Below are 14,109 nucleotides of genomic sequence, written 5' to 3' on the forward strand. Positions count from 1 at the left end.
GGCCGGCTGATCAGCCGGCCTTTTTCATTGTGCGGATTCATTGTGCGGAGAGCCGCTCAAGGCCGGGCCTTGGCCGCTTCCGTCAGCGTCATGTGCAGCCGCGTCTGCAGCGCCTCGCGGATATGGGCACGCGCGATCGCCTCGGCCCGGTCGGAATCGCGCGCAGCGATCGCGTCGATCAATGCGCCGTGCTCCGCGGCGGCCGTCACCGGCCGTCCATCCGCCGCGAACGTCGTCGTCCCCAACAGCGCGGTGGCGACGTGCATGTCCTCGAGCGCGGCGTCGAGATAGCGGTTGCGGGCGGCACGCTGGATTGCGCCGTGCAGCAGCCGGTTCAGCCGGGCGAGCCCGGCTGCGCCCCCTTCCCCACTCGCAAACCGCGCATGGATGTCGCGCAGCGCCGCAATCTCGGCCGGCGCGGCATATTGCGCGGCGAGCCGCGCCGCCGCGCCCTCCAATATTTCGCGCATCGCGTACAGCTCGAGAATGTCGCTCTGGTCGAGGCTGCGCACAATCAGGCCGCGGCCGCCGGCCGGCTGCACCCAGCCCTTGGCGACGAGCTTGCCGAACGCCTCGCGCACCGGCGTGCGGCTGACATTCAGCTTCTGGGCGACCTCGTCCTCGCGGAGACGGTCGCCGGAGCGGTAGACGCCGTGTTCGAGCGCCCGGCACAGCGCGCGGAACACCGCCTCTCCGAGCGAAACATTGTCGCGATCGATGGTGAGCACAGGCGCATCTGAAGACATGGCTACCACTGTCTCACAGCCCCGCCGAAAGCGAAAGACTGTTGCATAACTTTGTATACAATAGTATACGAAAAATGGATTGATCCAGACACCGGCCAAACCGGTCCGCTTGGTCATTGCTGCCGATGCACGCATGGGAGCCGGTTGAGTTGGTGCAGAGAGAGATCGCGTCATGACGGGCAACGGCGACATCGCCGACCATTCTCTGGTCTACGACGTCGTGGTCGTAGGCGGCGGCAATGCGGCCCTCTGCGCCGCCATTGCGGCGCGGCGCGCGGGGGCATCCGTCATCGTGCTCGAGGCGGCATCCAAATTCTATCGCGGCGGAAACACCCGCCATACCCGCAACATGCGCTGCGCCCACGATGCCGCGACGGCGACATTGAGCGGTCCCTACACCGAAGACGAGTTCTGGGACGATCTGTTGCGCGTCACCGAAGGCCAGACCAACGAGCAATTGGCGCGGATGATGATCCGCGAGTCCAAGGAGATGCTCACCTGGATCGTCGAGCAGGGTGTCCGCTTCCAGCCCTCGCTCGGCGGCACGCTGAGCCTCGGCCGCACCAACTCGTTCTTCCTCGGCGGCGGCCGCGCGATGCTCAACGCCCTCTATCTCACCGCCGAACGGCTGGGCGTCGAGGTGCACTACGAGTCGGAGGTCGTCGCGCTCGACATCGACCAGGCTCGCTTTTGCGCCGCAATCGTCCGGCGCGGTGATCGGCGCATCCGGATCCGCGGCAAGGCGCTGGTGGCGGCGGCCGGCGGCTTCGAGTCCAACATCGACAAGCTGGTCGAAGGCTGGGGCGAGATCGCCCGCAACTTCCTGATCCGCGGCACCCCCAACAACCGCGGCACCGTGCTGGACCTGCTGCTCGGCGCCGGCGTCGACAGCATCGGCGATCCGACCCAGTGCCACGCCGTGGCGATCGATGCACGGGCGCCGAAATATGATGGCGGCATCATCACCCGGCTCGACTGCATCGTGTTCGGAATCGTCGTCAACAACAAGGCCGAGCGCTTCTACGACGAGGGCGAGGACGTCTGGCCGAAGCGCTACGCGATCTGGGGACGGCTGGTCGCGGCGCAGCCGGACCAGATCGCGTACATCATCTTCGATTCGAAATCCGCGGACCTGTTCATGCCCTCGCTTTACCCGGCCGTCGCGGCGGCGAGCATCGGCGAGCTCGCCGGCCAGCTCGGCCTTGATCCCGACAGGCTGTCGGCCACCGTCGCGCAATTCAATGCAGCGGTGCGCGACGGCACGTTCAACCCCGACATCCTCGATGATTGCCATACCGAAGGGCTGACGCCGACGAAGTCGCATTGGGCGCGGCGCATCGATACCGGGCCCTATTACGCCTATCCCGTGCGCCCCGGCATCACCTTCACCTATCTCGGCGTGCGCGTCGATCACGAGGCCAGGATGATGATGAAGGGCGGCGGTCCGGCCGACAACATGTACGCCGCGGGCGAGATGATGGCCGGCAACGTGCTCGGCCGCGGCTATGCCGCCGGAATCGGCATGACCATCGGCAGCGTGTTCGGACGCATCGCCGGGCGGGGAGCAGCACGACATGCAGCGTAGCGCGACATTGACCGAGGCGGATCGCCTGATGACGATCTGCAACTCCTGCCGCTATTGCGAGGGTCTGTGCGCCGTTTTTCCCGCAATGGAAATTCGCCGCGCCTTCACGAGCGGCGACCTCAACTATTTCGCCAATCTCTGTCATTCCTGCGGTGCCTGCTACGTCGACTGCCAGTTCTCGCCGCCGCATGAATTCGACGTCCGTGTCCCCGCGGTGCTCGCCAAGGCGCGGCGCGAGAGCTATGCCGACTATGCTTGGCCGCGCGCGCTCGCGCCGCTGTTCAGAAGCAACGGCCTCGCGATCGCCCTGATCACCGTGCTCAGCATCGCAGCGTTCATCCTCGGCTTCGTGGCCCTCAACGATTCGGCAGCCCTGTTTGCCCGTCGGCACGGCCCGGGATCGTTCTACGCACTGATGCCGCACAATATGATGGCGCTGCTGTTCGGCGCGGCTTTCCTGTGGTCCGTCGTCGCATTCGTCAACGGCGCCCGCGCGTTCTGGAACGACATCGGAGAGCCGGCCTCGACGCTCGCGCGGCCGCGCCCGTTGCTGCAGGCGGTGCGCGACGCGGCCAGCCTGCGCTATCTCGATGGCGGCGGTGTCGGCTGCTACAATGAGGACGAGCGGCCGAACGACAACAGGCGCCTCTATCACCATCTGACGTTCTACGGCTTTCTGCTCTGCTTCGCCTCGACCAGCGTCGCAACGCTCTATCACTACCTCCTGCATCGCGAAGCGCCCTACCCGTTCTGGGATCTGCCGGTCGTGCTCGGCACGCTCGGCGGCCTGGGGATCATGATCGGACCGATCGGCCTCTATGCCGCGAAGCGCAAGCGTGACGCTGCGCTGATGGACCCTGCAAGTCGTGGCATGGACGTGGCCTTCCTCGCGATGCTCGTGCTGACCGGCGTGACGGGCCTGGCTGTGCTTCTGCTGCGCGAGACGAGCGCCATGGGCGTGCTCCTGGCGCTGCATCTCGGCGCCGTGTTCGCGCTGTTCATCACCCTGCCCTATGGCAAGTTCGTGCACGGGCTGTATCGCTTCATGGCGCTGGTGCGCTACGCACGGGAACGCCATAGCGCTGAGCGCGGCGAACACGCGACCTGATCGCAAACGACTCTCGGACAAGCGCGGCACAGGTCGCTTGCATCGTCATGCGACGTTCATGACGATGAGCATTCATTCATATCGTCGCGAGCGGCGACAAATTTGAGGAACCATCAGCGACGCACGGAACGACTCCAATGTCCTGCAGTTGTCGGCGCGGGCAGTGCCAATGATTGAGGAGGATTGAGGATGACTAGTCGCTTGATGGTATCAGTTGCTGCAATTGCGCTTCTGGCCGGTGCAAGTTTCGCTCACGCTCAAGGCGCCGGTGGTGCGGGCGGCGCGGGCGGTCAGTCCGGCGGCGCGGCGATGCAGGGCGGCGCGACGGGTGGCGCTTCCGGTGGCGCAACCAGTGGCGGTGCGAGCGGCGGCGCCATGAACCGTGACAGCGCGTCTCCGTCGGCCGGCGGCTCCTCTGACATGCGCTCCAGCCAGTCGGACCAGAAGTCCGGCGCGACCAAGGGTCAGCACGCCGAGGACGGCATGAAGGGCCCGGCCACCAAGGGCGCGAGCTCCGAGAGCGATAAAGGCGGCGCCAAGAACATGAAGGCCGAGGGGCGCGAAGGCCGCGACAACAACATGAAGGCGGAAGGACGCGACAGCAAGACCGGCACCAATGCCGAGACCAAGACGGGCGGCGATCGCTCGCAGACCACCACCGGTCAGGCCGGCGCCAGTGCCAAGCTCTCGACCGAGCAGCGCACCAAGATCACCAGCGTGATCCGCAGCCAGCGGGTCGAGCCTGTGACCAACGTCAACTTCAACATCTCGGTCGGCACCCGGGTGCCGCGGGATGTCCACTTCTACCCGCTCCCGGCCGAAGTGGTCACGATCTATCCGGAATGGCGCGGATATGACTACATCCTGGTTCGTGAGCAGATCATCGTGCTCGATCCGCGGACCCACGAGATCGTTGCAGTCCTCGACACCTGATCCCCGACCAGGCAGGTGGCGAGAAAAAAGGGGCGGGCAGCAATGCCCGCCCCTTTGTGCTGCGCAATCACAATCGGCACGTGCGGCAGGCGCCCGGCGATGGTTAACGCGCCGTTTCCAGGACATCCCCGTTTTTTCGCGGGGCGGGCAAGTCCCGGAGCCGGGGCACCCCGGCCGCCGAAAGGCTTCCCCTTGGCAGCTTTGTTACCTATAACGCCGGCCACCGCCGCCACACCGCCGGGATGGGAATGGCCGACGACCCGCACAAGACAATTTACGTCCTCAATGGACCCAACCTCAATCTGCTGGGCACCCGCGAGCCGGAGACCTACGGCCACGCGACACTGGCCGATGTCGAGCGTCTGTGCGTGGAAACGGCGACGCGGTTCGGACTGGTGGCCGAGTGCCGTCAGTCGAACCACGAAGGCGTACTGGTGGATTGCATCCATGAGGCCCGCGTCAAGGGCGTGGCCGGTATCATTCTCAACGCCGGCGCGTATTCCCATACCTCGATTGCTCTGCATGACGCGCTCATGGGCGTGAAGATCCCGACGGTCGAGGTGCATATCAGCAACATCCACGCCCGCGAGAGCTTCAGGCACCATTCTTTCACGGCCAAGGCCGCGTTTGCGTCAATTTGTGGCTTTGGAATCGACGGCTACCGACTCGCGATCACTGGCCTGGCTACAAAGATTGGTGCCACGACCGACACGAAGACCGACATCACGGCGCAAGCCTGACGTCCTCGCCCTCACGTCACACAACGTTTCTGGATCACGATCATGGCGCCCCAGCCCGACGACAAGACCTCCGCTCAATCCCAGGACAGCCAGCTCATCCGCGAGCTTGCCGCGCTGCTGGATGAAACCAGCCTGACCGAGATCGAGCTGGAGCGGGCGGGCCTGCGCATCCGCGTCGCCCGCAACGTCACGATTGCCGCCGCCGTTCCATCGGCCGTCCCGTCCGCCGCGGCCGGCATTCCCGTGGCCGCCGCCGCGAGCGCAGCCTCGGCCGGCGCCGATCTCTCCAAGCATCCGGGCGTCGTGCCCTCGCCGATGGTCGGCACCGCCTATTGGGCGCCGGAACCCGGCGCCAAGCCGTTCGTCGAGGTCGGCAGCAAGGTTTCGGTCGGTCAGACGCTGATGATCATCGAAGCCATGAAGACGATGAACCAGATCCCGTCGCCGCGCGCCGGCACGGTGACGCAGATTCTGGTTGAGGACGGCCAGCCGGTCGAGTTCGGCGAGCCGCTGGTGATCATCGAGTAGGCGCGAGTGGCGAATGGCGAGCAGCGAATGGTCGCTGCTTCCCTGCTCGCCACTCGCTATTCGCCATTCGCTTCGTAGGACACCATGTTCGACAAGATCCTCATCGCCAATCGCGGCGAAATCGCCCTTCGCATCCTCAGGGCCTGCAAGGAGCTCGGCATCTCCACCGTCGCGGTGCATTCCACCGCGGATGCCGATGCCATGCATGTCCGTCTCGCCGACGAGAGCGTCTGCATCGGTCCGCCGCCGTCGAAGGACAGCTATCTCAATATCCCTGCTTTGCTCGCCGCCTGCGAGATCACGGGCGCCGACGCCGTCCACCCCGGCTACGGCTTCCTGTCCGAGAACGCGCGCTTCGCCGAGATTCTGGCCGATCACAACCTGCATTTCATCGGGCCGAAGGCGGAGCACATCCGCCTGATGGGCGACAAGATCGAGGCCAAGAAGACCGCGAAGCGGCTCGGCATTCCCGTCGTGCCGGGCTCCGACGGAGCCGTGACGCCCGACCAGGACGCGATGGCGATCGCCAAGGAGATCGGCTTCCCGGTGCTGGTCAAGGCCGCCGCCGGCGGTGGCGGTCGCGGCATGAAGGTCGCACATACCGAGGCCGACCTGCAGCTGGCGCTGACCACCGCGGCCAATGAGGCCAAATCGGCATTCGGCGACGCCTCGGTCTATCTCGAGAAATATCTGCAGAAGCCGCGTCACATCGAGATCCAGGTGCTCGGCGACGGCCGCGGCGGCGCCATCCATCTCGGCGAGCGCGACTGCTCGCTGCAGCGCCGCCACCAGAAGGTCTGGGAGGAAGGCCCCTCGCCGGTGCTCGACGCCGCCGCCCGCGCCAAGATCGGCAACACCGTCGCCAAGGCGATGCAAGAGCTGAAATATATCGGCGTCGGCACCATTGAATTCCTCTACGAGGATGGCGAGTTCTACTTCATCGAAATGAACACCCGCATCCAGGTCGAGCATCCCGTGACCGAGATGATCACCGGGATCGACCTCGTGCTCGAGCAGATCCGCATCGCCGCCGGCGGCGACCTGCCGATGACCCAGGATCAGGTCGTCATCAACGGCCACTCCATCGAGTGCCGCGTCAATGCGGAAAACCCCGTCACCTTCCGACCCTCGCCCGGCAAGATCCTGCAATACCATCCGCCCGGCGGTCTCGGCGTCCGGATCGATTCCGCCGTCTACCAGGGCTATGTGATCCCGCCTTATTACGACTCGCTGGTCGGCAAGCTGATCGTGCACGGCAAGAGCCGGGTCGAGTGCCTGATGCGGCTGCGCCGCGCGCTGGACGAGATGGTGGTCGACGGTATCGAGACGACCCTGCCGCTGTTCCGCGCCCTGGTTCGGGAGCCCGCCATCATCGACGGCGATTATCACATCCACTGGCTCGAGCAGTACCTGGCCGGCCAGCAGACGGACTGAGCGGCTTCGCTCAGAAAAACTGTCGTCCAGGGCGGAACCAAGCCGTTGCAGTTGCGTTCTGCTTGGTCGGAACTTTTCCGCCAGGGGGCAGTGATTACCAACGACGTGCGAGTGGGCATTGGCGCCTGAGGTGAGACGAAGGCGCACGCTGGGACAGATCCTGCTGTTGTCGGCGGGCTTTGTGGTGCTGGTTGCCGTCAGCACGGCGTCGGTTCTGCTGGTCAACAAGGCCCGCAGGGATAGCGCCTGGGTGGTGCACACCGTCGAGGCCGAGAACCAGATCAACGCCTTGTTGCTCGAGGTCCGGCGCGCCGAGAGTGGCGTGCGCGCCTATCTGCTGACGCAGAACCCGGAATTTCTCAAAGACCACGAAGCCGCCGTGAAGGCGCTCCGGCCGCTGCTCGACAAGCTGGGCACGCTCGTCGCCGACAACCAGAAGCAGGTTGAAAATCTCGCCCGACTGCGCAGCGTGATCGAAGGCCGGCTGGCCCAATTCGATCGCGAGAAGGCGCTGGTTGCATCCGGCGACCTCCCCGGCGCCGTCGCGCTGGTGCGCGATGCCGGATCGACTGACAGCAGCAACATGATGCGCAACACCGCCGAGACGATGCGCCTCGAGGAGGAACGCCTGCTGGCTTTGCGGACCGCCAATGCCGATGCCAGCCAGCAATTGGCGGCCATCGTCACCATCACGGGGTCAGCCCTCGTTGTGGTGCTTGCGGTCATCTCGGTGCTGCTGGTGCGCCGCTCCACCCGCGCCCGCGATGATGCCGAGACGCAGCTGCGCGAGAGCAACCTGAACCTGGAGGCGACCGTCGACGAGCGCACCGCGGATCTGCGCGAAGCCAACGAGGAGATCCAGCGTTTCGCCTACATCGTCAGCCACGATCTGCGCTCGCCGCTGGTCAACATCATGGGCTTCACCAGCGAGCTCGACGAGCTGCGCAACGACATCTTCCGCCGCATCGCGGCGCTGGCGCGCGCGGTATCCGACTCGCCGCCTCCCGCCGAGGGCGCCGAGCCGGAGCTGGAAGGCGCCGACAAGCAGCTCTCCGAGGATTTCTCGGAGGCGCTGGGCTTCATCAAATCCTCGATTGCGAAGATGGACCGGCTGATCTCAGCCATCCTCAATTTGACCCGCGAAGGACGACGTGAGTTCGTTCCGGTGCGGATCGAAACGCGCGAGCTGATCGAGGCGATCGTCTCCACGCTCGCGCATCAGGCAGAAGAAGCGCAGGCGACCATCCGCATCGAGCCGCTGCCCGCGATCATCAGCGACCGCTTGGCGCTGGAACAGATCTTCTCCAACCTGATCGACAACGCGATCAAATATCTGAAGCCGGGAGTGCCAGGGGATATCGCCATCCGCGCCCGCACCAAGCTGGGCTTCGCGATCTTCGAAATCACCGACAATGGCCGGGGGATTGATCCCCGGGATCACCAACGTATCTTTGACCTGTTCCGCCGCGCCGGGACGCAGGATCGTCCGGGCCAGGGAATCGGGCTCGCCCATGTGCGCGCGCTGGTGCGGCGGCTCGGTGGAACCATGTCGGTTGCCTCGGAACTCGACCAGGGCAGCACCTTCACCATCACGCTTCCGATCAAATGGAATGCCTCAAACCGGAACTCAGACCGATGACCATGCCCGTAACGATCATCATGATCGAGGACGACGAAGGACACGCCCGCCTGATCGAGCGGAACATTCGCCGCTCCGGCGTCAACAACGAGATCATGCCGTTCACCAACGGTACAGACGCCGTGAAATATCTGCTTGGTGCTGACGGCACCGGGCTCGATCATAAGGGCCGGGCCCTGTTAATTCTGCTGGATCTGAACCTGCCGGACATGACCGGCATCGACATCCTCAGGATGGTCAAGCAGAATAGCTTCCTGAAGAGCGCTCCCGTGGTGATCCTCACCACCACAGACGACTCGCAGGAGATCAAGCGCTGCTACGAGCTCGGTTGCAACGTCTACATCACCAAGCCGGTCAATTACGAGAGTTTCGCCAACGCCATCCGCCAGCTCGGTCTGTTCTTCTCCGTCATCCAGGTTCCGCCCGCCGTATGAGCTCCGCCGCACCCACGCTGCTCTATATCGACGACGACGCCACCCTGGCGCGGCTGGTGGAGCGCGGGCTCAAGCGGCTGGGGTTCACGGTCGAGCACGCGCCTGATGGCGCCGCGGGCCTCGAACGGATCCAGCACGGTGGGATCGACGTCGTCGCGCTGGACCAGTACATGCCGGGCCTCGATGGCCTGGAGACGCTGGAGCGGATCATGGCGCTGCCCGAAGCGCCTCCCGTGGTGTTCGTCACGGCCTCCCAGGATTCCAAGATCGCCGTGACCGCGCTCAAGGCCGGGGCCGCCGACTACCTCGTCAAGGATCTCCAGGGCGAATTCGTTCCCCTGCTCCAGGTCGCTGCCGAAGGCGCGCTGCGGCAGGCGCGGCTGCAGAAGGCCCGCGACGAGGCCGAGGCCGAAGTGCGCGCCTCGCGCGACCGCTACGCGGCCTTGGCCGCCGAGCGCGAGGTGCTGCTGCCCGAGGTCAACCACCGCGTCGGCAACTCCCTGCAGATCATCGCCTCGCTGTTGCACCTGCAGGCCAATTCGAGCTCGCAGGAGGACGTGAAGGCCGCGCTCACCAATGCCATGGGCCGTGTCGCCGCGGTCGCCCAGGTCCACCGCCGGCTCTACACCTCGCACGATCTCAAGAGCGTGCTGCTCAACCAGTATCTGGACGCCTTGCTCGACGACCTCCGCCGCTCGGCCGAGGGCAATCGCATGTCGCGCCTGACGTTGAAGGCGGAGCCGGTCGAGATCGACTCGGATCGGGCGGTCGCCATCGGCATCGTCGTCAACGAGCTGGTGATGAACGCGGTCAAATACGCCTATCCCGACGGGCCCGGCCCGATCCACGTCGAGTTGAAGCTCGCGAACGACGACGTTCTGCTCTCGATCGCCGACAATGGCGTCGGCCTCAACGCCACCAGCGATCCGCGTTCGACCGGCATGGGCCAGCGCATCGTCAGCGCGATGGCCACCAAGCTCGATGCGACGGTGGCACCCGATCCGGACCATGACGGCACCAAGATCCTGGTCCGGTTCCGCCTGACCAAGGATGTTCCCAAGCCGGCGGCGGCCGCGGTGGGCTGACAGCTCCCGGCGACCAGCGGACGCGACCAACGGACCATCGCCTCGACGGCGGCTTCCTGCTAAGGTCCTCTCATGAATTCGCGCGACTCCGCAGCGTCCGAGATCACGCCCGAGGTCCTGCTGCGTGCCTATGCCTGCGGCATCTTCCCGATGGCCGAAAGCGCCGACGACCCGTCATTGTTCTGGGTCGAGCCGGAGCTGCGCGGCGTCATTCCCTTGACAGGTTTCCGGGTGTCGTCGCGTCTGGCGCGGACGGTGCGGTCGGACGCCTTCACGGTGACCGTCAACCAGGCCTTCACGGCGGTCATGGACGGCTGCGCCGAGCCGCAGCCCGGGCGCGAGGACACCTGGATCAACCGGCGCATCCGCGAGCTCTATAGCGGCCTTTACGCGCTCGGCCATTGCCACAGCGTCGAATGCTGGCAGGACGGCGACCTGGTGGGCGGGCTCTATGGCGTCAGCCTGGGCCGCGCCTTCTTCGGCGAAAGCATGTTTCACCGCGCCCGCGACGCCTCGAAGGTCGCGCTAGTGCATCTTGTCGCGCGGCTGATCGCAGGCGGCTTCGAGTTGCTCGACACGCAATACGTCACCGAGCATCTCAAGACATTCGGCGCGGTGGAGATTCCCCGCCGCCGCTATACGGGCCTGCTGGAAAAGGCGCTGACCGGGCCCGCGGCCAATTTCACGCGGCTCTCCATTGACCAGCCGATCTCAGGCACGGAGGCGCTCGCCATCATTGCCGAGCGCCATTGAGCCCCGCCATCGCAACAGGCGCGATCTGAACAGGCGCTATCTGAACACACCGCCGAACGGTCCCCCCGCCTGAGGCGGCGGGGGCGGAGGCGGCATCTGCTGCGTCTGATACTGCTGCGGCGGTGCCTGCGGCCGCGGGGCAGCTTGGCGCTGCTGCGGCGGCCGCTTCTGGGCCGGCTGCTGCGCCGCCGGCTTCTGGTCGGGTGCGGCGCTCACGACGGTCGTCTGCGGCTCTTTGCAGTCGACCAGCCAGATGTCGTAAATGGGATGTTCGACACCGTGCAGGCCCGGGCTCGCGGCGAACATCCATCCCGAGAAGATGCGTTTCACCTCACCCTGCAGGGTGATCTCATCGACCTGCACGAAGGCGTCGGTGTTCGCGGCCTCAGTGGCCGGACGCGTGTAGCAGGCGTCGGTCTTCACCCGTAATGCGCCGAACTGCACCGTCTCGCCGACATCCTCGTCGAAATTGATGATGCGCCCGGTGATCTTGTCCAGGCCCGAGAAGCTCGCCTTCTTATTCACGATCTTCTGCGCCGGCGGCTCGGTCACGACCTCGTCGCCCGGCTGCAGGGTCGCCGGCGTCTGCGGCACGGCGCCATTCGGCGGAACCGCTGCATTCTGGGGCGCACCGCGCGGCGGCTGCCGCTGGCCGCCGGCCGGCGGCGCCGCGCCGGGCTGTCCAGGAGGCGGAGCGACTGCGACGGGAGCATTGGTCGGGGGCACGGCCGTCCCCGGAGGCGGCGCCAGCGGCTGCGACTGCACCGGGCCCGGCAGGGCAGCCCCCGGCCCAGGCGCTGGACGGGTCGGTGCCGGCAGAACGCGGCCCTGCGGCAGTTCCGGAACTTCCTCCTCTTCCTCGGGCGGCGGAATCGGCTCTCCGCGACGCGGAATGTTGCCGGGCGGCCGAGGAACGGGATCTGAAAAAATAGTCCCGATCTGCGCGCGTGCAGGCACGGCCAGCGCGAGGGACGTTGCGGCCAGCATTGCCGCGATACCGGTCAGGACGATTGTTCGGTGCATCTCGCGCGGCTTTATCAGGCGAATCGGGGTTCGGGACAATCAAATCGCGTCATGACCCATCCGCCGCTCTCGATCAGCCCTCCCGTTAACATGTCGAATACGGCGGGGAAAGGGCGACTTACCAGCGCACCGCGAGGTGGTCATCCGGTTCATCCAATGAGATAGTCGGACCACCAACAGATAGCGTGAAACCAACACGCAGCAAGGCCGCGTCCCGATCGGCCGGCAAGGAAGGAAACGAATGACCGATTCGATTCGTCTCGACGGCAGGGTGGCCGTCGTCACCGGCGCGGCCGGACTCATCGGCGCCGCGACCATGCGTCTGCTGGCCGCGCGCGGCGCCCGCATCGTCGCCATCGACCGGCGCGAACAGGATCTGAACGCGGCCATCGCGGCCCTGCCCGCCAGCGCCGAGCCCCTCGCAATCGCCGCCGACGTAACCGACGAGGCGCAGGTGGCGGCCTATGTGCGGCGGGCCTGCGACCAGTTCGGAACCATTGATGTGTTCTTCAACAATGCCGGCATCGAGGGCGAGATCAAGTCGATCACCGATTATCCGCTCGAGGCGTTCCGCCGCGTGCTCGACGTCAATGTCGTCGGCGTGTTCCTCGGCCTCAAGCACGTTCTCCCGGTGATGCTGCAGCAGAACCGCGGTTCGATCATCAATACCGCCTCGATTGCCGGCCTGATCGGCTCGCCGCAGATTGCCGTCTACAGCGCCAGCAAGCACGCCGTGATCGGCCTGACCAAGAGCGCGGCGTGGGAATGCACCGGCACGAATGTGCGCGTCAACTGCATCTGTCCCGGCCTGATCGACAGCCGCATGCTGAGCGCGATCATCGAAGGCCGCAGCGGGGCGCCCGTCCCGATCGACAGAATCGTCGATCGCGTCCCCGCGCGCCGGCTCGGCCAGGGTTCGGAGGTCGCCGCCATCGTCGCGTTCCTCGCCTCCGACGATGCGAGCTACGTCTCCGGCGCCGCCTACACCGTCGATGGCGGCCGCACCGCGGCCTGAACACCCGTCATCCACCACGTCATTCAACGCGATAGGTCACTTGCCCATGCCCGTTCAACTCGATGCCGATGCTGCCGCCGTCTACAAGGCGTTTCAGGAGGCCGGCCGCCCGGCCTATGAAACGCTGACACCCCAGGAGGCGCGGGATTATTATCTGGCCGCCCGCGTGGTGAGCAATCCGGAGCCGCCGGAGCTCGCCGACGTCAAGGAACTCTCCATCCCCGCCCCCCATGGCGCGATCCCGGCACGCCTGTATCGGCCGAAGACGATACGGCACAATGGCGGCCTCGCACCGGCGCTGGTGTTCTTCCATGGCGGCGGCTGGGTGATCGGCAATCTGGATTCGCACGATGTGGTCTGCCGCGCGCTGGCCCATGAGGGCGAACTGATCGTGGTCTCGATCGATTACCGTCTTGCGCCCGAGCACAAGTTTCCCGCCGCGGTCGACGACGCCGTCGCGGCGACCCGATGGGTCGCCGATCAGGCTGCATCGCTCGGCATCGATGACACCCGACTGAGCGTTGGCGGCGATTCCGCCGGCGGCAATCTGGCGGCCGTGGTCGCGCTGTCGGCGCGCGATGGCCAGGGGCCGAAGCTGTCGGGCCAGGTCCTGATCTATCCGGCCACCGACTTCTCGATGAACCATCCCTCGCACAGCGAGCCCGAGACCAGCGTGCTGCTGACCCATTCGGTCATCCGCTGGTTTCGCGACCATTATCTCAACAGCGCCGCCGACATCCACGATTGGCGCGCCTCGCCGGCCAAGGCCGAGACGCTGGCCGGCCTGCCGCCCGCTTACGTGCTGACCGCCGGCGCCGATCCGCTGCGCGATGAAGGCGACGATTATGCGCGGCGGTTGCGCGAGGCCGGCGTGCCGGTGACGCACCGGACGCATCCCGGCCAATTCCACGGCTTCTTCACCATGGGCAAGCTGCTCGACCAGGCCAATGTCGCGGCGCGCGACATCGGCGCCTGGCTGAAGCAGCTGGATCGGCCCAGCGGCATCTGAGCGGCCTCCGGCCGAGCTTCCACCGGACGCCTCGCGACCGCGCGAAGCGTCCGGACGGGCAAGGACAGCTTCCATGC

The 14,109-nt window shown here is 66.0% G+C and carries 14 protein-coding genes; 12 read left to right on the top strand and 2 right to left on the bottom strand.

Annotation, left to right across the window (positions count from 1 at the left end; genetic code table 11):
* Positions 1-56: 56 nt before the first annotated feature.
* Positions 57-746 (bottom strand): GntR family transcriptional regulator, encoded by a 690-nt coding sequence (locus HL671_RS16660; RefSeq protein ID WP_172237042.1) that lies wholly within the window; start codon positions 744-746, stop codon positions 57-59.
* 172 nt (positions 747-918) lie between these two features.
* Between HL671_RS16660 and tcuA the strand changes: the two genes are divergently transcribed.
* The 10 genes from tcuA to aat all read left to right on the top strand — a co-directional run bounded on the left by tcuA (position 919) and on the right by aat (position 10,985).
* A complete protein-coding gene (gene tcuA / locus HL671_RS16665; RefSeq protein ID WP_172237043.1) occupies positions 919-2,331 on the top strand; it encodes an FAD-dependent tricarballylate dehydrogenase TcuA in 1,413 nt (470 codons plus the stop codon).
* Positions 2,321-3,439 carry a tricarballylate utilization 4Fe-4S protein TcuB gene (gene tcuB / locus HL671_RS16670; RefSeq protein WP_172237044.1) on the top strand — a complete coding sequence of 373 codons (1,119 nt, stop codon included), beginning with the start codon at positions 2,321-2,323 and terminating at the stop codon, positions 3,437-3,439. The genes tcuA and tcuB overlap by 11 nt, the downstream gene beginning before the upstream one ends.
* Before the next feature lie 189 nt (positions 3,440-3,628).
* Positions 3,629-4,372, top strand: coding sequence for a DUF1236 domain-containing protein (locus tag HL671_RS16675; protein ID WP_172237045.1), 744 nt, complete (start codon positions 3,629-3,631; stop codon positions 4,370-4,372).
* Between the two features lie 248 nt (positions 4,373-4,620).
* Positions 4,621-5,112, top strand: coding sequence for a type II 3-dehydroquinate dehydratase (gene aroQ / locus HL671_RS16680; RefSeq protein ID WP_172237046.1), 492 nt, complete (start codon positions 4,621-4,623; stop codon positions 5,110-5,112).
* Positions 5,113-5,154: 42 nt separating this feature from the next.
* Positions 5,155-5,640 (top strand): acetyl-CoA carboxylase biotin carboxyl carrier protein, encoded by a 486-nt coding sequence (accB, locus tag HL671_RS16685; RefSeq protein ID WP_172237047.1) that lies wholly within the window; start codon positions 5,155-5,157, stop codon positions 5,638-5,640.
* Positions 5,641-5,724: 84 nt separating this feature from the next.
* The gene (gene accC / locus HL671_RS16690) at positions 5,725-7,074 is read left to right on the top strand and encodes an acetyl-CoA carboxylase biotin carboxylase subunit (RefSeq protein WP_012044271.1); all 1,350 of its coding nucleotides are present in this window, start codon (positions 5,725-5,727) and stop codon (positions 7,072-7,074) included.
* 118 nt (positions 7,075-7,192) lie between these two features.
* Positions 7,193-8,713, top strand: a complete 1,521-nt coding sequence (locus HL671_RS16695) for a sensor histidine kinase (protein WP_172237048.1) — start codon at positions 7,193-7,195, stop codon at positions 8,711-8,713.
* Positions 8,710-9,147, top strand: a complete 438-nt coding sequence (locus HL671_RS16700; protein ID WP_172237049.1) for a response regulator — start codon at positions 8,710-8,712, stop codon at positions 9,145-9,147. Before HL671_RS16695 ends, HL671_RS16700 begins: the two co-directional genes overlap by 4 nt.
* On the top strand, positions 9,144-10,232 hold the full coding sequence (locus tag HL671_RS16705) for a sensor histidine kinase (RefSeq protein WP_172237050.1): 1,089 nt from the start codon (positions 9,144-9,146) through the stop codon (positions 10,230-10,232). The genes HL671_RS16700 and HL671_RS16705 overlap by 4 nt, the downstream gene beginning before the upstream one ends.
* Positions 10,233-10,304: 72 nt before the next feature.
* Positions 10,305-10,985, top strand: coding sequence for a leucyl/phenylalanyl-tRNA--protein transferase (aat, locus tag HL671_RS16710; protein ID WP_012044275.1), 681 nt, complete (start codon positions 10,305-10,307; stop codon positions 10,983-10,985).
* 36 nt (positions 10,986-11,021) lie between these two features.
* On the opposite strand, the gene HL671_RS16715 is transcribed toward aat, so the two are convergent.
* Positions 11,022-12,008, bottom strand: coding sequence for a DUF2155 domain-containing protein (locus HL671_RS16715; protein WP_172237051.1), 987 nt, complete (start codon positions 12,006-12,008; stop codon positions 11,022-11,024).
* A gap of 241 nt (positions 12,009-12,249) precedes the next feature.
* Between HL671_RS16715 and HL671_RS16720 the strand changes: the two genes are divergently transcribed.
* Positions 12,250-13,023: an SDR family NAD(P)-dependent oxidoreductase gene (locus HL671_RS16720; RefSeq protein WP_172237052.1), complete on the top strand. Its 774-nt coding sequence runs from the start codon at positions 12,250-12,252 to the stop codon at positions 13,021-13,023.
* A 46-nt stretch (positions 13,024-13,069) separates the two neighbouring features.
* Positions 13,070-14,032, top strand: coding sequence for an alpha/beta hydrolase (locus tag HL671_RS16725; protein WP_012044278.1), 963 nt, complete (start codon positions 13,070-13,072; stop codon positions 14,030-14,032).
* The last annotated feature ends 77 nt before the right edge of the window (positions 14,033-14,109 follow it).

Origin of the sequence: Bradyrhizobium denitrificans, from assembly GCF_013179005.1 — a bacterium.
Taxonomy (GTDB): Bacteria; Pseudomonadota; Alphaproteobacteria; order Rhizobiales; family Xanthobacteraceae; genus Bradyrhizobium; species Bradyrhizobium denitrificans.